This window comes from Gemmatimonadaceae bacterium (assembly GCA_020851035.1).
Taxonomy (GTDB): domain Bacteria; phylum Gemmatimonadota; class Gemmatimonadetes; order Gemmatimonadales; family Gemmatimonadaceae; genus JACMLX01.
In genome coordinates, this window is record JADZDM010000021.1 from 388,936 (window position 1) to 406,225 (window position 17,290).

The 17,290-nt window shown below is 70.3% G+C and carries 14 protein-coding genes; 9 read left to right on the forward strand and 5 right to left on the reverse strand.

The window, feature by feature from the left end; genetic code table 11:
- The first annotated feature begins 363 nt into the window (after window positions 1–363).
- Both IT355_14405 and IT355_14410 read left to right on the forward strand, forming a co-directional pair.
- Window positions 364–1,800 carry a DUF1080 domain-containing protein gene (locus tag IT355_14405; protein MCC7054457.1) on the forward strand — a complete coding sequence of 479 codons (1,437 nt, stop codon included), beginning with the start codon at window positions 364–366 and terminating at the stop codon, window positions 1,798–1,800.
- A complete protein-coding gene (locus IT355_14410) occupies window positions 1,797–3,203 on the forward strand; it encodes a Gfo/Idh/MocA family oxidoreductase (protein MCC7054458.1) in 1,407 nt (468 codons plus the stop codon). The genes IT355_14405 and IT355_14410 overlap by 4 nt, the downstream gene beginning before the upstream one ends.
- 17 nt (window positions 3,204–3,220) lie before the next feature.
- Here IT355_14410 and IT355_14415 read toward each other — a convergent pair whose 3' ends face one another.
- Entirely contained in the window at window positions 3,221–4,705 is a 1,485-nt protein-coding gene (locus tag IT355_14415; GenBank protein MCC7054459.1) for a methyl-accepting chemotaxis protein, read from the reverse strand.
- A gap of 213 nt (window positions 4,706–4,918) precedes the next feature.
- Here IT355_14415 and IT355_14420 point away from each other — a divergent pair, with 213 nt between their 5' ends.
- Window positions 4,919–5,311 (forward strand): hypothetical protein, encoded by a 393-nt coding sequence (locus IT355_14420; GenBank protein ID MCC7054460.1) that lies wholly within the window; start codon window positions 4,919–4,921, stop codon window positions 5,309–5,311.
- A 141-nt stretch (window positions 5,312–5,452) separates the two neighbouring features.
- Here the strand turns inward: IT355_14420 and IT355_14425 are convergent, their stop codons facing one another.
- Together IT355_14425 and IT355_14430 are read right to left on the reverse strand one after the other, a co-directional pair.
- The gene (locus IT355_14425) at window positions 5,453–6,229 is read right to left on the reverse strand and encodes a hypothetical protein (GenBank protein MCC7054461.1); all 777 of its coding nucleotides are present in this window, start codon (window positions 6,227–6,229) and stop codon (window positions 5,453–5,455) included.
- A gap of 178 nt (window positions 6,230–6,407) precedes the next feature.
- A complete protein-coding gene (locus IT355_14430; GenBank protein MCC7054462.1) occupies window positions 6,408–7,568 on the reverse strand; it encodes a hypothetical protein in 1,161 nt (386 codons plus the stop codon).
- 118 nt (window positions 7,569–7,686) lie between these two features.
- Here IT355_14430 and IT355_14435 point away from each other — a divergent pair, with 118 nt between their 5' ends.
- Window positions 7,687–10,182, forward strand: a complete 2,496-nt coding sequence (locus tag IT355_14435) for a glycoside hydrolase family 127 protein (protein MCC7054463.1) — start codon at window positions 7,687–7,689, stop codon at window positions 10,180–10,182.
- Window positions 10,183–10,213: 31 nt separating this feature from the next.
- Here IT355_14435 and IT355_14440 read toward each other — a convergent pair whose 3' ends face one another.
- Window positions 10,214–11,296, reverse strand: coding sequence for a pyridoxamine 5'-phosphate oxidase family protein (locus IT355_14440; protein MCC7054464.1), 1,083 nt, complete (start codon window positions 11,294–11,296; stop codon window positions 10,214–10,216).
- Between the two features lie 128 nt (window positions 11,297–11,424).
- On the opposite strand from IT355_14440, the gene IT355_14445 reads away from it, so the two are divergent.
- The 4 genes from IT355_14445 to IT355_14460 all read left to right on the forward strand — a co-directional run bounded on the left by IT355_14445 (window position 11,425) and on the right by IT355_14460 (window position 15,953).
- Window positions 11,425–12,804, forward strand: coding sequence for a Gfo/Idh/MocA family oxidoreductase (locus tag IT355_14445; GenBank protein ID MCC7054465.1), 1,380 nt, complete (start codon window positions 11,425–11,427; stop codon window positions 12,802–12,804).
- A 235-nt stretch (window positions 12,805–13,039) separates the two neighbouring features.
- Window positions 13,040–13,483 (forward strand): GntR family transcriptional regulator, encoded by a 444-nt coding sequence (locus tag IT355_14450; GenBank protein ID MCC7054466.1) that lies wholly within the window; start codon window positions 13,040–13,042, stop codon window positions 13,481–13,483.
- Entirely contained in the window at window positions 13,480–14,397 is a 918-nt protein-coding gene (locus IT355_14455) for an ABC transporter ATP-binding protein (protein MCC7054467.1), read from the forward strand. Before IT355_14450 ends, IT355_14455 begins: the two co-directional genes overlap by 4 nt.
- Window positions 14,394–15,953, forward strand: coding sequence for a hypothetical protein (locus IT355_14460; GenBank protein MCC7054468.1), 1,560 nt, complete (start codon window positions 14,394–14,396; stop codon window positions 15,951–15,953). The genes IT355_14455 and IT355_14460 overlap by 4 nt, the downstream gene beginning before the upstream one ends.
- Window positions 15,954–16,175: 222 nt before the next feature.
- Here IT355_14460 and IT355_14465 read toward each other — a convergent pair whose 3' ends face one another.
- Window positions 16,176–16,388, reverse strand: a complete 213-nt coding sequence (locus tag IT355_14465) for a hypothetical protein (protein MCC7054469.1) — start codon at window positions 16,386–16,388, stop codon at window positions 16,176–16,178.
- A gap of 116 nt (window positions 16,389–16,504) precedes the next feature.
- Between IT355_14465 and IT355_14470 the strand changes: the two genes are divergently transcribed.
- Entirely contained in the window at window positions 16,505–17,260 is a 756-nt protein-coding gene (locus tag IT355_14470) for a rhomboid family intramembrane serine protease (GenBank protein ID MCC7054470.1), read from the forward strand.
- Window positions 17,261–17,290 lie beyond the last annotated feature (30 nt).

Consider the following 17,290-nt stretch of genomic DNA (forward strand, 5'->3'; position numbering starts at 1 on the left):
TTCCGCAACGAACCTGCGGCCAAATTCTCTGCGCGCTGGGCGAACATCCGGATTACTGCGCATCAACAATGCACCCGGATGTCTGCTGACGATTGCTTTTGCATCTTTCGCGCCAGCGTGTCATATCAGAATATCCCAACCGGAGCGGTGCCGTTCGCGTGACACGCGTCCAGCGCGCAAGTCGATGGCAGGAAACGAGTTGTGCGCGAGTGCCGGCACCGGCACCATGGGGCGTCCGAAGTACGGCAGAGCTCGTAACGTTTTGTGCGGCCACCTGCACCACCCCGTGCTTGGTTGTCGAAGCCGTCGCCACACCGCGCCGCGGCCTTGGCATCACCCGGACACGCACGGTAGCATCGGGTCATGAGAACACGTGGCCACGCGGTGCCGACGGCGTACAACGGGAGGCATCTCCGTCAGGCTGGCCTCTGGTCCGCCGTGGCATGCGCGGTGGCCATGGATGCCGGGGCCCAGCGCGCCGGCGAATGGCGTGTCCTGTTCGACGGCCGGTCGCTTGAGGGATGGCACCAGTGCAACGGCACCGCACGATACGAGGCGGCCGATGGCACCATCATCGGGCGCGCCGTGCTCGGATCACCGAACAGCTTTCTCTGCACGCGCGACAGCTTCGGCGACTTCATCCTCGAGTACGAGACGCAGCAGGATACCGAACTCAACGGTGGCGTGCAGATCCGCAGCATCGTCGACCCCGCCGTGAAGGAGGGTCGCGTGCACGGCTACCAGGTGGAGATCGATCCGTCGCCACGGCGCTGGACCGGCGGCATCTATGACGAATCGCGCCGCGGATGGCTGCATACGCTGGACAGCCAGCCCGCCGCGCAGCGGGCGTTCCGGCGCGGCCAGTGGAATCACTTCCGCGTGGAGGCCATCGGCCACTCCATCCGCACCTGGGTGAACGGTGTCCCCGCCGCTGACATCCTCGACGACCTCACTCCGCGTGGCATCATCGCGCTGCAGGTGCACAACATCGGCACCGACACCGCGATGGCCGGCGCGGCGATCCGGTTCCGCAACATCCGTATCCGCACGGCGAACCTCCCCGCGTCCCGCACCCCCGTGCGTGCCGGCACGCCGCAGTACAACCACGTCGCCAACACCCTGTCCCCGCGGGAGCACGCCGAGGGCTGGATGCTGCTGTGGGATGGGCGGACCACCGCCGGCTGGCGCGGCGCCAAGCGCACCACCTTCCCCGACCACGGCTGGGCCGTGCGCGACGGCACGCTCTCCGTGCTGGGCGCCGAGGGAAAGGAGTCGGCCGATGGCGGCGACATCGTGACCGAGGCCGAGTACGAGAACTTCGAGCTGCAGGTGGAGTACCGGCTCACCCGCGGCGCGAACAGTGGCATCAAGTACTTCGTGAACACCGCCCTGAACCAGGGCGAGGGAAGCGCGATCGGCTGCGAGTTCCAGCTCCTCGACGATGCGGTGCACCCGGATGCGAAGCTCGGGCTGGGTGGCAACCGCACCAACGCCGGCCTCTACGACCTCATCCCGCCGGTCAGCCAGCGCGTCAACGGCATCGGCGAATGGAACCGCGCCCGCATCGTGGTGCGCGGCCGCCACGTGGAGCACTGGCTGAACGGCTTCCGCACGGTGGCGTACGAGCGCGGCACGCAGCAGTGGCGCGCACTGGTCAGCCACAGCAAGTACGCCGTCTGGCCCGCATTCGGCGAGGCGCGCCGCGGCCGCATCCTCCTGCAGGACCACGGCAACGACGTCTCCTTCCGCTCGATCAAGCTGCGCGTGCTGCCAGCCGCCGACACCACGGGGCTCCGGTGACCGACGCCCCGTCGCGACGGCAGTTCCTGGGCACCTCCGCGGCCGGCGCGGCGTCGCTGCTGCTCCCCACGTACATCCCGCGAACCTGGCTGTTCGGCGGTGGCACGCCACCCAGCCGCGCCATCACCGTGGCGCAGGTTGGCTGCGGGCGGATGGGCATGGAGGACCTGCGCGGCACGATCGTGCACGACCTCTGCCGCGTGGTCGCGGTGTGTGACCTCGACGCCACCCGTCGTACCGCGGCGCAGGCCGAGGTCGAGCAGTTCTATCGCGCGCGGGGTGAGCAGCGCGTGGCGGTGCAGGCGTACCACGACTTCCACGAGGTGCTGGCCCGCCCCGACATCGATGCCGTGATCATCACGCCGCCCGATCACTGGCATGCGCTGCTGGCCACGCACGCGCTCCTGGCCGGCAAGGATGTGTACGTGCAGAAGCCGGTGACGTACGACATCGAGGAGTCGGTGTCGTTGCGGGCCACGGTGCGCCGGACGGGGCGCATCCTGCAGACCGGCAGCCAGCAGCGCTCGTCGACGCCCTGGCAGACCTTCCGCATCGCGAGCGAGGCAGTGCGGAACGGGCGCATCGGGACGCTCAGGACCATCCGCATCGGCATCGGTCGTGACGAGCCGAAGGGGCGCCCCCCGGTCCCACAGCAGGTGCCGGCCGGCTTCGACTACGACACCTGGCTCGGGCCGGCGCCGGAGCAGCCGTACATGGAGGACCGGGTGCACCCGCAGTCCGGGTACGGCCGGCCGGGGTGGATCACCACCGAGGACTTCGGGCTCGGCATGATCACCAACTGGGGCGCGCACCACATCGACATCGCGCAGTGGGCAATGGGCATGGAGCTCAGCGGGCCGACCCGGGTGAGTGCCCGCGCGGACTTCATGCGGCGCGACGTGTGGACGGTGCACCATGGCTACCACATCGAGATGGAGTATGCCACCGGCGCGACGGTGATCCTCGACGACCGGTACACCAACGGCCTGCGCTTCGAGGGCAGTGACGGCTGGGTGTTCTGCGCGCGCGGGGACGTGCCCGTCACGGCCAGCGACCCGCGTGCCGCCACGCCGGACGGCGCGAAAGCCCTCGACGCCAGTGATCCGCGCCTGCTCACGGAGCCACACCCGGCCGGCGCCGTGCGCTGGGCGCCGAGCGACAACCACTACCGGAACTGGCTCGAGGCGATCGCGGCGCGTCGCGACCCGGTCGCACCGATCGAGCAGTCGGTGCGCAGCCTGCAGGCCTGCGCGACGGCGTGGATCAGCATGAAGCTGGGCCGGCCGGTGGTCTGGGATCCCCGCGACGAGTCGTTCCCGGGGGACGCGGCGGCGAACGCACTGCGGCGGCGCCAGCCGCGCGCCCCGCAGTACGACGCGATCCGCCTCGCGCTCACGAAGTGACGCGGGCCCCGGCGGTGTCAGCCCGCGTACGCCGGCGGGCGTGACCGCGCCACCGCCTGGTGACGACGCGGCGGTCGACCGCGCCCGACGTTGTGTGCCTCCGCCACATCGAGCTCGAACGTCGACACCGTGTCGTTCAGCGTGGCCGCCTGCGCGTTCAGCTCCTCGGCCGCGCTCGCCGACTCCTCGGCGCTGGCCGCCACCTGCTGCGTGATCGTGTTCACCTGCGCCACCGCGTGCGTGATCTGCGTCACGCTCTCCACCTGGCTCACGCTCGCCGTCGCGATCTCGCTGGCCACGGTCACCACCTGCGCGATCTGGCCCGAGATCTTCTGCAGGCTGCCGAGCACCTCGTCGTTGAGCACGACACCGCGCTCGGTGGCGGCCACGCTCTTCTCGATCATCTCCTCGGTGCTCTGCGACGCGGTCGCCGCCCGCAGGGCCAGGGCACGCACCTCGTCAGCGACGACCGCGAAGCCACGCCCCGCATCACCGGCACGCGCCGCCTCGACCGCCGCATTCAGCGCCAGCAGGTTGGTCTGGAACGCGATCTCGTTGATCGTCTTGATGATGCGCGCCGTCTCCTGGGTGGAGGCCTTGATGTCGCGCATGGCGGCCGTGAGGGTCTCCATCCGCGCCTCGCCATCGGTGGCGTGGGCACGTGCCTCCTCGGCCAGCATGTTCGCCCTGCGCGCATGCTCGGCATTGGTGCCCGCCATCGACGTGAGCTCATCGAGGTTCAGTGAGACGTCGGCAAGGCTCGAGGCCTGGCGGGTGGCGCCGTCGGCCAGCGAGCGGCTGGCGTTGGTGATCTCCCCGCCGGCGTTGCGCACCTCGGACGAGGCCGCACTCACCTGCGCGATCGTGGCGTGCAGCCGCTCCATCGAGGTGTTGAAGCTCGCCTTCAGCGACTGCGCGGCCGGGGGGAAGTCGGCGGTGATGCGATGCAGCAGGTTGCCATCGGCGAGCGCGGTGAGCCCCTCCGCCAGCGCCGCGATCACGACCTCGTTCTGCGCCGCGTCACGCGCGATCTTCTCCTCCACCAGCTTCTGCTCGTGGATGTACGTGAGCGAGCCGCAGGCACGGATGGTCCGGCCGTCTGCCGAGTGCTTGCAGCCGCCGGTGGCCCGGAACCAGCGGTACACACCGTCCTTCATCTTCAGGCGGTACGTCACGTCGTAGCGGGCCCTGCCCGACGTGTCGGTGAGGTGGCCCCCGAACGCGGCGAAGGTGGCCGGCACGTCATCGGGGTGCAGCTTGTCCGACCACGACTGGCAGACGTCGGGGAAGTCCGCCGCGCTGCTGTAGCCGATCAGCCGGCGGAACTCCGGTGACCAGACCCACGTGCTGCGCGGGTCGAGCGCGTCGGCGTTGTGGAGCACCGCCGCCCAGAGCCCCACACCGCAGGCATCGTCGAGCACGTCGGAGCGTTCCTTCACCTCGGTGAACGCCGCCTGGAGCTTCGTGAGCGCCGCTGAACTGCCGAATCCGGGGAATGCCATCGATCTGTGCTCGGGCCAGGGTGGTGGTCGCGCAGGAATGCGCGGGTCGTGTCCTGATTCTCGGTCGTGCGCCACGTGACCTGAATGGCCACGGCCCATCATGAGAGCACGCTGACCTTGCGCCGGCGCAGTCCGTGGGACAGGCTGTGGCACGGCACCCATTCCATGTCCGGGGGGGTGTTCATGAGAACGTTCATATCATCACGCAACCATATGCGACACATCATGTTCGCCGCCGCACTCGTGCTCCTCGCCGCCGCTGCAGGGGCGCAGGCGCCGCGTGAGATCGGTCGGACCGCCGCCGGGAATCCCGTGCTCGTGGAACCGCGATCCGTGCGTCGCCAGTCGCCACTGGTCGACGGCGTGGTGCGCGTGAAGTTCGCGAAGGCGGTCCGCGCGCCGGGTGGCGACTGGTGGAGCTCACGCACGCGGCTCACGCTGGACTGCTCCGCGCGCCAGGTGAAGATCCTCGAGAACTGGTACTACGCCGACACCCTCTGGCGACGCGTGGCCAGCCACAGCCGGAGCGGCCAGCCGGCGTTCGGCACGGTGATGGGTGGATCGATGACGTCGGTGGCGTACGATGCGCTGTGCGCGGCCCGCTGAGTCAGCGCCGTGCTTCCGGCGCCGCGGGGCGGTGCGCCAGGTGAATCACCTACGGAGCCAGCGGCCTGCACGACCGCGACCCTCGACAGGCGTGCGACAGGCGCCGTCAGGCCGCCGATGGCGGCGTGACGCGGACCGGCCTCAGGGCCGCGGCACGACGCCGGCGAGGGATGCCCGCGTGGCGGTCGACATGGGCTCGGGGCGCTTCAGGTAGAGCCACGCGAGCACCGCGAGGCCGAGGATGATGCCGGCAACGAAAGGCATCGCGCTCCCGACCGTTGCCGCGGCGGAGAGCGGCATCACGGGGGCTGGCAGGCGCGGATTGCGGGTGGGGGTCGGGGTGGGAGTCCGCCCCGCCGCAGGGCTGCGGTTGGCGAATTGGCTGATCTGCAGTAACCCGCCGATGGGTCCCGGCACCGCGCGCATCAAGCGCTCCTTCTCGGCCGCGAGCAGGCCGGCGAGCGCCGCTGCATCGAGGCCTTCGCTGCGAACCCGGTTGCCGATCAGGCTCAGGGCCAGCCCTGCCGTGACGTCCACGATTCCAGCGCCTGCCTCGCCGTCATCCGCCATCCGCCCGACCATCCCGGCGATGGCATCGCCCGATCCGCCGAGGAGCGTCACGGCGGTGTCGTGGCCCAGTTCGAGCAGGAAGGAGCGCCCGCCGTTGGCCAGCGATTCCGCGAGCCCGGCCGCGGCCGTCGACGCCTCACCCGCGTTGGCGGCGTGGGTCGCGGACTGCAGGAACTCGCGCATGAACGCCGCGTCGGCGCTCCGGTCCGCGGCGGTGCCAAGCACCGTCGGCAGGGCGGCGGCCAGGGCCTTCCGCATGCCGTCGGGTGGCACCCCGAACGCGTGCGCCGCACCCTGTACGAACTCGGGGGTGAGGAGGCTCGCGGCTTCGTTGAGGAGCGAGGACATGGCGTCGGATCCGGTTCGTTTGCGGGCTGCAGCACCTGCGGCCCGCTCACCTGATCGGGTGATGACGAGTAAGAAGTCTCTAATCTATGTGGTGTCTCGAGGAGGGAAAGAGGCTGGCAGGGCCCAAATCCCGAAATCTGAGCCCGCAAGTCTCACTTTTCGGGATTTACTGTGCTTGCTACGGCGTCCTGGCCGGCCGCGAGACGGCCACCCCGACCCGCGAGTCGGCCGTGCCGTAGTACAGAAGCCACTGTCCCCGGAACGGGATCAGCGCCTCGGTGAAGGTCGTCCCTTCCACATACTGTCCGGTCTTCTCGTAGTCCTCGGTGGGCCGGATGAAGGGCGTGTCGGCGCGATCGAGCAGGCGGATGGGATTCCGGGCATCGTAGAGCGCCTGCCCGCCGGTGTAGATCCGCTTCGGCAAGGAGGGATCGCCGTTGGTGCCCAGGTTGCCGGCGTTGTAGAGGAGCACGATCCCGCGGTCGGTGAGGATGGCCGGCGGCCCCGCCTCCACCAGCCAGGAGTCGAAGTAGCCGGCGCGCGGCGAGAGCACCCGGAGGGCGTTGCCGTCATCGTCCTGAAGCGGCGTCCAGTCGATCAGGTTGTCCGACGTGGCGACCTGGATGTGCGGCACGTTGAAGTACATCCAGTACCGGCCGTTCACGCGGGTGGCCACGAGCCGGTCGCCGACCTGCCGCACGAGGATCGCCCCGGACTTGCTCTCGGTGCGCAGGAACCGGCCGTCTGCGGCCTTCGCGAACGCCGGCCCATGCTTCTGCCAGGTCACCAGGTCGGTCGAGGTCGCGACCGCGAGGCGCGGCACGTCGCCATTCCACTGTGTGTAGGTCAGGATGTAGCGCCCGTCTTCCGACTCGACGAGGCGCGGGTCCTCCACGCCGCCCGTCCACTCGTATCGCGCCTGCGCATCACGGTCCGGCTGCAGCACGGGGAGCGGCCGGCGAGTGAAACGGAGCCCGTCCGCACTCTCGGCCAGCCCGAGCCGTGACGTGTGCCCACCGATCTGCGCCGCACCGGTGGCGTCTTCGGCCCGGTAGAGCAGGAAGACACGCCCGTTCCGTACCACCGCGGCCGGGTTGAAGGTGGCGTACGCCTCCCACTGCACCACGCTGTCGGTCATGGGCGAGCGCAGGGTGGCGGCGGGGCTCGGCGAAATCACCGGGTTCACCGATCGTGGCTTGTCGAACGGGCCGAACATCCACGAGCGGTCGGGTGCCTGCGCCGTCGCCGTGACACAGGGCAGCAGCGAGAGGACGACGACACCGGGGCGTAGTGCCCGTGGCAGGCGCAGGCAGCGGGGGATCGGGGGGGTGGTCTTCATCGCGGAAGTATGCCACGCGGACCGGCGCGCGCGTCCGGCGTGTCGCGACTTGTCAGGGCCCGGCACCGCGGGAATGCTTCGCCGGGGTTCCCGACCGCGTACCTTCGCCACTCCGGCCATGTCCCACGATCGCCGCACGTTCCTGAAGGCCACGGCCACCACCGCGGCCGCGCTCGCCCTGCCGGCGGCGGCCGACGCGCGTGCGGTCACACCGCCCAGCGCCGGGGCCACACCGAAGGAGACGGAACGCCGTCTCCAGCGTGCCCGCCCGGTGCCGCTGGACCGCGTGCGCCTCACCGGCGGTCCGCTGCTCGCCGCCCAGCAGGTGACGGCGAAATACCTGCTCGCGCTCGAGCCGGACCGGATGCTGGCGTACTACCGCACCCGCGCCGGCCTCGCCGCACGCGCCGAGCCGTACACCGGGTGGGATGGCGACGGCAAGAACCTGACCGGCCACATCGCGGGGCATCATCTCTCCGGTGTGTCGCTGATGTACGAGGCGACAGGTGACCGGCGATTCCTGGACCGTGCGAACTACATCGTGCAGGAGCTGGACCTCGTGCAGCAGGCCAACCGCGATGGCTACCTCGGTGCGATCGGCGGGCTGCGGGAGGCGTTCGCGGCGGTGTCGACGGGCGACATCCGCGCCGCGTCGTTCGACCTCAACGGGCTCTGGTCGCCCTGGTACACGCTGCACAAGACGTTCGCCGGCCTGCGCGATGCGTACCGGCACGCCGGCAACGCGCGCGCGCTGCAGCTCGAGGTGGGCTTCGCGGCCTGGGCCGAGGGGGTGCTGGCCCCGATGGACGACGCCCAGGTGCAGCGGATGCTGAACACCGAGTTCGGTGGCATGAACGAGGTGCTGGTGGACCTCTACGCCGACACCGGCGAGGCGCGCTGGCTGGCGCTCTCGCGGCGATTCGAGCACCACGCCGTGATCGACCCGATGCGGCGGCACCAGGACAACCTCACGGGCAAGCATGGCAACTGCCAGATCCCGAAGCTGATCGGCTCGGCCGGCCGCTACGGCTACACCGGCGATGCCGACGACCTGATCGCGGCGTCGTTCTTCTGGGACCGGGTGGTACGCCACCACAGCTACGCCACCGGCGGCCATGGGCTGAACGAGTACTTCGGGCAGCCGGACCATCTCGCCGCGCGGGTGGACGGGCGCGCGGCCGAGACATGCAACGTGTACAACATGCTGAAGCTGACGCGGCGGCTGTTCGCGTTCCGGCCGGACGCGTCGTACGCCGACTTCCATGAGCGCGCGCTGTTCAACCACATCCTCGCCTCGATGGACCCGTCGGACGGGCGCATGTCGTACATGGTGCCGGTGGGCCGCGCCGAGCAGCAGGAGTACCAGGACATGCAGCGCGACTTCACCTGCTGCGTCGGGAGCGGCATGGAGAGCCACGCCCTGCACGCGCACGGCGTGTGGTACGAGTCCGACGACACGGTGTGGCTGAACCAGTTCGTGCCGTCGAGTGCACGCACGACGGTGAAGGGCGCGCGAATGGACCTCACGACGTCATTTCCCGATGGGGACAGCGCCACGATCCGGGTCACGCTGCCGGCGCCGGCCACCTTCACGCTGATGGTGCGGCGTCCGTGGTGGGCGGGAGACGGCTTCACGATCGCGGTGAACGGCACGCCGCTGCCCCAGCCGCCGCTGGCGTCACTGACGGACCTGGTGGCGGGTGGGCGCGCAGGCGGTCCCGGCAATGAGTCCACCGAGCCGTCCAGCAGCTACGTGCGCATCACGCGCCAGTGGCGCGTGGGCGACCTGGTCACGCTGTCGCTGCCGAAGGCGCTGCGGCTGGAGCCCACGCCGGACGACCCCACCGTGAGCGCGATCATGTGGGGCCCGCTGGCGCTGGCGGCCGACCACGGCCCGCGGCATCCCGACACCGACAACAGCGCGCAGACGACGCCGGCCAGCGTGGTGCCGATGCTGGTGAGCGACACCCGCGCGCCCGAGGCGCTGCTGGAGCCGGTGACCCCGACCGGTGACTTCCGCACACGCGGCGTGACCCGGGTGCCCTTCGCGACCGGCGCCGCCGCCGCGCTGACGCTGGCACCCTTCCACCGCACGCACGGCAAGCGCTACGCGGTGTACTTCGACGTGGTGACGCCCGCACAGTACGACGCGCGTGTTGCCGCGATGACCGCAGCGCGCGAGGCCGAGGCAGCGGTGCTGGCTGCGACGGTGGGCTTCGTGGTGCTGGGTGACACGGCCAGCGAGAGCGCCGCGTCGTACCGCAGCGACCCGGACACGCGCCCGGTTGCGCGCAGCGAGGGGCGCACGCAGCGCAACGGCGCGGGGTGGATGAGCTTCACGCTGCCGGTGAGCGCGACGAAGCCGACGGAGCTCGTCGCCACCTACTTCGTGGAGCCGGGCTTGCCGGCGCCGCTTGGCCCGTTCGACATCACGGGCGACGGCACGCTGGTGGCGCACTATGCGCCCGATCATGCGCGCGCCGGGTTCTACCGCGTGCGGTATCCGCTGCCCGATGCGATCACGCGCGGCAAGGCGACGGTGACGTTCAGGCTGGAGGCCGCCAGCGGCGGGAAGATCGCGCCGGTGTTCGAGCTGCGGACCATCGCCCCCTGATCGGCGGTGCGGGGCGCGCCAGCATCGCCCGTCAGCGCGGGCGTGCCCGCACGGGACGGGTTGGCTGCACGCGCAGGGTCGGCGGCCGCCACGTGGCCGAGTCGCCACTCACGCCGAGCGTGGAGCTCACGACCTCCAGCTGCTCGGCCTGGACGGCGATGAGCACCACGCTGGCGTCACGGTCGGGATAGAACGCGTCCCAGGCGGGCGTCCAGTGCGCGGCCTTGGTGGCGCGGTCGCGCACCACGCGGGCGCGGCCGATGAGCGAGACGTAGCTCAGCGTGGCCTGGTCGAAGTAGTGCAGCACCACGCGCGGGTCACGCTGGATCTCGGTCACCTTGCGGGTGCGCGGGTTGGTGGCGAACCAGACGGTCCACGTGCTGTCGGGCGCCAGCGGCTGCACGGTGCGCGCCTGCGGGCGCCCGGTGGCGTCGGTGGTGATGAAGGTGGGGTACGGCGCAGCCCGCACGATGAGGCGCGCGACCTGCTCGAGGCGCGTGGTGCCGCTGGTGATGACCTGGAAGTCGCCCTCGGCCGCTGCAGGAGGTACGACGAGTGGCCGCGTGCGCGTGACGGCTGCCACGTCACGCTTCGGCGCGAGCTCGCGCAGAGTTCCGGCCATGAACTGCTCCGTCTCGAAGACCACGTCACCCGCCTCGGTGCGTGTGAACGGGAAGATCACGTTCGCGCGATACCCGCTGCGATGCTCGAACTCCACCATGATGGCGTCGGCCTGCGGACCGGACGGCGTGGTGCGCCGGATGCGGTAGCCCAGTCCGATCGCCGGGCTGCGCTGCGTACGACCCGCGGCGCCGAGCAGTGTGCGGAACTCCACCAGCGCCGGCTCGCGTGTGTACGGCTCTTCCTTGCCGCTGCCGACCACCGACGACACGTTGCCCGCGGCATCGAGCAGGCCGCCGACGGGGATGTGTGCCGCCGGCGTCTGCACGGCCCACGCCGCCATGTCGCGCATCGTGACCACGAACGAGTCCACCGCCGCGCGGGTGGCCGAGTCGGGGGCGGGGCGGCCGCGCTGGGCCGCGACGCGCGTCGGGAGCGCGAGCAGTGCGGGTGCGATGACGGCGGCGCAGAGGCCGGAGAGGAAGCGACGCATGTGGACCGGTGCGGAAACCCCGTGAGGAGCCAGGCGGGAAACCCGACGCAAGATACGCCGGCGCCGTGCCCTGCCCATGCATTGACTATCGCCGTCCCGCCCCGGATCGTTTCCCCGCTCCCCTCAGCGTGACCGACTCCTCAGCCGAGAGCACCGTCGTGGCTTCCTCCCGTCGCACCTTCATCAAGCAGTCGGCCGCCGCCGTGACCGGCGCCACGCTCGGCGCCGCCCTGCCGCCGGCCGCGCAGGCCCAGGGCGGCCAGCGTCGCGTGGCACCGTCGGACCAGGTCAACCTGGCCGTGATCGGCGCCAAGGGCATGGGCTGGAGCGATGCGCGCTCGCACCTGAAGATCCCCGGCGTGAACCTCGTGGCACTGGCCGACGTGGACCGCAGCGTGCTCACGCAGCGTTCCGAGGATGCGCGCAAGCTGAAGGGCACCGTGCCGCGCACGTATGACGACTACCGGAAGATGCTCGAGTCGAAGGACATCGATGCGGTGATCGTCGGCACGCCCGACCACTGGCACTGCCTGGCGATGGTGGAGTCGCTGGCGGCGGGCAAGCATGTGTACGTGGAGAAGCCCATCGCGCACACGATCGAGGAGTGCCAGGTGATGCAGGCGGCGACGCGTCGCTACGGGAAGATGGTGCAGGTGGGCCAGTGGCAGCGCAGCGGCACGCACTACGCGAACGCGATCGAGTACGTGCGCTCGGGGAAGCTGGGGAAGATCCGGGTGGTGAAGGTGTGGGCGTACCAGGGGTGGATGAAGCCCGTGGCGGTGCAGCCGGACAGCGCGCCGCCGGCGGGGGTGAACTACGCCATGTGGCTGGGCCCCGCGCCGAAGCGGCCGTTCAACCCCAACCGCTTCCACTTCAACTTCCGCTGGTTCTGGGACTATGCCGGCGGCCTGATGACCGACTGGGGGGTGCACGAGATCGACATCGCGCTCTATGCGATGAACGTCAGCGCGCCGAAGTCGGTGGTGGCGAGCGGTGGCAAGTTCGCGTATCCCGACGATGCCAGCGAGACGCCGGACACGCTGCAGGCGGTGTTCGAGTACGACGGCTTCACGATGTTGTGGGAGCACGCCACGGGCATCGACGGCGGGCCGTACGGGCGGCCCGAGGGGATCGCGTTCGTGGGCAACAACGGCACGCTGGTGGTGAACCGCGGCGGGTGGGAAGTGCTGCCCGAGGTGGTGACGGTGGATGGCGTCCGCGGGTACCGGACGCCGGCGTTGCCGATGCAGTACAACAACGAGGAGATCCTGGACCGGCACACGCTGAACTTCGTGGAGGCGATCCGGAAGAACGATGCGTCGGGGCTGGCGTGCGGCATCGACACCGGGAGCGTGGCGGCGATCAACGCCTCGATGGGCAACATTGCGCTGCGGACGGGGCGGAAGGTGCACTGGGATGCGGCCGCCGGGCGGTTCACGGGGGACGCCGAGGCGAACGCGATGATCGGGGCGCGGTACCAGAACGGGTACGTGCTGCCGACGGTGTGAGGTCAGGGGGGCGGGATTTGTGCGCCTTCACAAGGACTCCTTCACAAGGACTCAGAGTGAAATGCTGGTGCGGGACTCTGAGTCATTTCCCTCTGGCAGCCGGTCCCAACCCGTCAGCAAAAGCGCGCGGCATCATCGAATTCGTAGCGCGAACGCCGCCGCGACCGGGCGCGCCGAGGGGTGCGTTTCGGGATCGCTTGACACCTTGTGTGTACTAGATCATATAGTACACCACATGCTCCCCTTCGACGTCAGCATCGCCCCCGGCGACTCGCCGTACCGGCAGGTCGTCTACGCCGCCACCAAGGCCATCCTCGGCGGCGTGCTGGTGCCGGGCGATGCGTTCCCGTCGGTGCGGGAACTCAGTCAGGCGCTCAAGATCAATCCGAACACGGCGCAGAAAGTGGTGGCGGAGCTGGTGCGCGACGGCCTGCTCGTGGTGCAGCCGGGCGTGGGCACGCTGGTGGCGCGGGCGCCGAAGGGCCATGCCGACGAGCGCCGTCGGTTGCTGGCGGCGGGGGTCGAGGCACTGCTGGTGGAGGCGCGCCGGCTGGGCGTGGATGTGGCCGACCTGCACGATGCCGTCGACGCGCAGTGGGGTCGACTCTTCGGCGACGAGGGCGCGCGTCCGGTGCCGCAGGCACGCAGTGGCACGAGCGCGGCCCGGCGGCGCGCATGAACGCCATCGACGTCGCGGGCTGCTCGTACCACTACAAGCGCGGCACCGATGCGCTGCATGCGCTGGACCTGGCGGTCCCCACCGGCGCGATCTACGGGTTGATCGGCGTCAACGGTGCCGGCAAGTCCACGCTGCTGCAATGCTGCGCCGGCTTGCGCGTGCCGTCGGCCGGCCGCATCGAGGTCTTCGGTAAGCCGGTGCTCGCCGACAGCCCGATCGTGGCCGGTGTGCTGAGCTACGTGGCCGAGGCGGTGAAGCTGCCGCAGCGGATGACGTTGCGTGCGGTGCTGGACTACGTCGCGCCGCTGCACCGCCGCTGGGATGCGGCGCTGCTGCAGGCGCTGCTGGAACGCTTCTCGCTCGACCCATCGCAGCGCGTCAGCGTCCTCTCGCGCGGATCGCAGATGAAGGCGGCACTGCTCTGCGCGCTGGCCGCGAGGCCGCGCCTGCTGGTGATGGACGAGCCCTTCACCGGCATGGATGCGCTGGTGCGCGATGACCTCGTGCGCGGGCTGCTCGGGGCGGCCACCGACGCCGGCACGACGGTGCTGGTCGCCTCGCACGACCTGGCCGAGCTGGAGACGATGATCGACCACCTCGGCATCATCGCCGGCGGGCGGATGGTGGTGAGCGGTGCGATGGATGCGCTGCGCGAACGGTTCCAGCGCGTGACCGTGAGCGCGACGGGTGCGGTGCTCGATGCCGGTGGGGACGAGCGTGCATGGCTTGGCGTGGAACGCAGCGCGCGACGGTTGTCGTTCCTTGCCGACGCGAGCGTGGTTCCGCTGCACCCGGAGATGCTGCGGGCGCGGTTTCCCGGCGCGGACGTGCAGGTGCAGGAGCCGTCGGTGCGGGAGCTCTTCACCACACTGGCGCGGCGGGAGTTGCCGGCCGAACGGCGAGCGTCGGCATGACGTGGCGCGGACAGGTGTGGCATGTGTTCCGGAAGGACTGCCGGAATCTCTGGGCGCTGTACCTTCTGGTGGCGGTGGCTGCGCTGATCAACGCCAGTCTCGCGTTGCCTGGCGGGGTAGACCTCGGGATGGGCGGCATCGTCCCCGGCATGCTGTTCCTGTACGCGGCGCCGGCGGTCACGCTGGCGGTCGTCTTCTCGGACAACCCCGCGACGCCGCTGGAGTTCTGGGGCACACTGCCGCTTGAACCGTCAGCGGTGGCGGCATCCAAGCTGCTGGCGATCGTGACGACGATGGCGCTCGTCACCGGCACATTCGTCGCGCTCTCGCAGGTGTGGGGCGCGAGCATCCCGAGCATCATCGCGACGATGCCACGCCTGCTCGGCGCAATGCTCGCGCTCACTTCGGTTGGGCTGGGTTTCGGCCTCTCGCGTGGGGGCCGGCCGCACTTCATCATCGTGACGAGCCTCTACCTGAGTTTCGGGTCATGGGCAGCCATCATCGCTCGACGGTCCACCGCAGCGGTCGACTTCGGTCATCGGATCGCGAATGCCGTGCCGCATGCGGCGTGGCTGCTGGCAGCAGGCGCACTCGTCTGGGCACTGGTGCGCCTGTACCGCGTGCGTGAGGCCTCTCGCACGCTGCAGACCGCCGTCGGTCTCGCGCTGACGGCGCCGGGCCTGATGGTCGCGCGTGAGATCTACGCCGGCCCACTCTCGTCGCACGGCCTGGACGTGGCGTCGGTCCGTGCACAGGCGCACTGGGATCCCGTGACCGAGGATCGCCTCGAGATCGCCCTCACCACCACCGATGACGATCACGGTCGCCTGCGGGTGCTGCACGATGGCGTCGTCATCGCGGAGCTGCGGGACGGCACACGTGAACAGCTCGAGATCACCGGGCCTCGCGCGCTCGAGCGGGCCGACGGCCATATGGGAGGCGTGACGCTACGCGCCGGCACGCCGGTCGTGATCGGCGGCCAGCCCGCGCCCGCTGCAATCACGCGCTACGCCGCCGTCTGGGTCAACAACAGCACGCGCGCACGCCGGGAGGTGCACGGCGTCGCACGGTTCATCGTCGAGGGACGGCTCGAGACGTACGACGTGCACGAGATCGACCGTTTTCCCACGCGCGGCCAGCGGGCGGCGCTCGCCGACGGGCGCGTGCGCACGGTGCGGCTCTCGGGCGCGAGCGGTGACACGGCGGGGCCGCGCATCCACCTCGGCGAACGCTGGCTGATGCTGGGCGGTCGCGACGAGTCGCCCTGGCCACTGCCCAATGGCCTCAACCACCTGCAGCTCCGCTTTGCGCTGCTCTCCGGCGATGGACGGCAGTTGCTGCCGCTGCGCAGCGGCGTCGAGGGCTATCCCAACAGCCTCGGGATGCCCGGCTTCACAGCCGCGCAGGTGGTGTGGACGCTGCGGCCCGCGGTGTGGAGCGTCGCCCGCCCACCCGTCACCAACGCCTGGCTGGACAGTGCGCAGGTCATCGTCGGCGCGCCCGTGTTCCGGAGCGCCGTCCGCGTGCGCGCGGTGGCGGAGATCACGCCGCCCTGACGCGGGGTGTTCACGATCCCCGTCCCCGTGCACACGGCTCACTCACGCGCCGACCACACCTCCCCGGGCAGTTCCCCACCGTCTCCGCCGGTGCGTCCACCTCCCGGATGTGCACGAGTGTAAAGAACGACTCAGAGTCAGGCCAGGGGGCCTGACTCTGAGTCGTTTGCCCTCTGCGCGACCCGCCAACAGCGGTACCGTTCCCACGCGCGCGGACCGGATTCACCCCACCGACCACACCGCCGCCGGCAGCTCGGCCACCGCCTCGTCCGGCGCCTCCACCTCCCAGATGTGCACGCAGCACCCGCACCCACGGTTGTCGCTGCACGACGCCAGCCGCTCCCGCCACCGCGCCATCCAGGCATCCACGCACGCCAGCGCCTCCGGCCGGTCGGATTCGACGATGATCGTGATGCGCATGGAGAAGACCGCCACTGGACCACGGGGAAGCGACGCGACGGCACCAGGCCACCGTGACACGCCGGCGCAGATCGGCGCGGCCCGACCATCCGGCCGGTGATCGCCCGCCCGCGATTCCGTTAATGTACGGCATGACACCCTGGGTCTCCCGGCTTCTGATCGCCAACATCCTCGTCTACTTCCTGCAGCTCTCCCTCAAGGGGGCCACCGGACAGCTGGCGCTGGTCCCCGCCCTGCTGCTGCAGCGCCCGTGGACGATCCTCACCTACATGTTCGCGCACAGCACCATGGGGTTCTCGCACATCGCGTTCAACATGCTGGCGCTCTACATCTTCGGGCCGCGCGTCGAGCTGCGACTCGGCGGCACCCGGTTCATCACCCTCTACCTCATCGCCGGCATCAGCGGCGGCCTCCTCTCGCTCGTCTTCACCCCGTACTCGCCCATCGTCGGCGCCTCGGGCGCGATCTTCGGCGTGCAGCTCGCCTTCGCCAAGTTCTTCCCGCGCGAGCGCATCTTCATCTGGGGCGTGATCCCGGTGGAGGCACGGCTGCTGGTGCTGATCATGACCGTCATCTCCGTCTTCGGCGGGCTCTCCGGCGGCGGCAGCACGGCCCACTTCGCCCACCTCGGCGGCTACGTCGGTGCCTTCTTCTACCTGCTCGCCATCCAGAAGTCCCTGCCGAAGGAACAGTGGGTGAAGAAGGTGGAGGGACCGGCGCCACACGCCATCCCGATCGGCGACTGGAACGCCATCGACCTCACCAGCGTGCACGAACTGAATCGCGGCGAGGTCCAGCGCATCGTCGACAAGATCAAGGCCACCGGTGAACGCAGCCTGAGCGTGCAGGAGCGGCAGTTCCTCGGACACTTCACCCCGAAGGCCTAGCCTCCAGCTCGTCCAGCCGCCGCGGCCCGG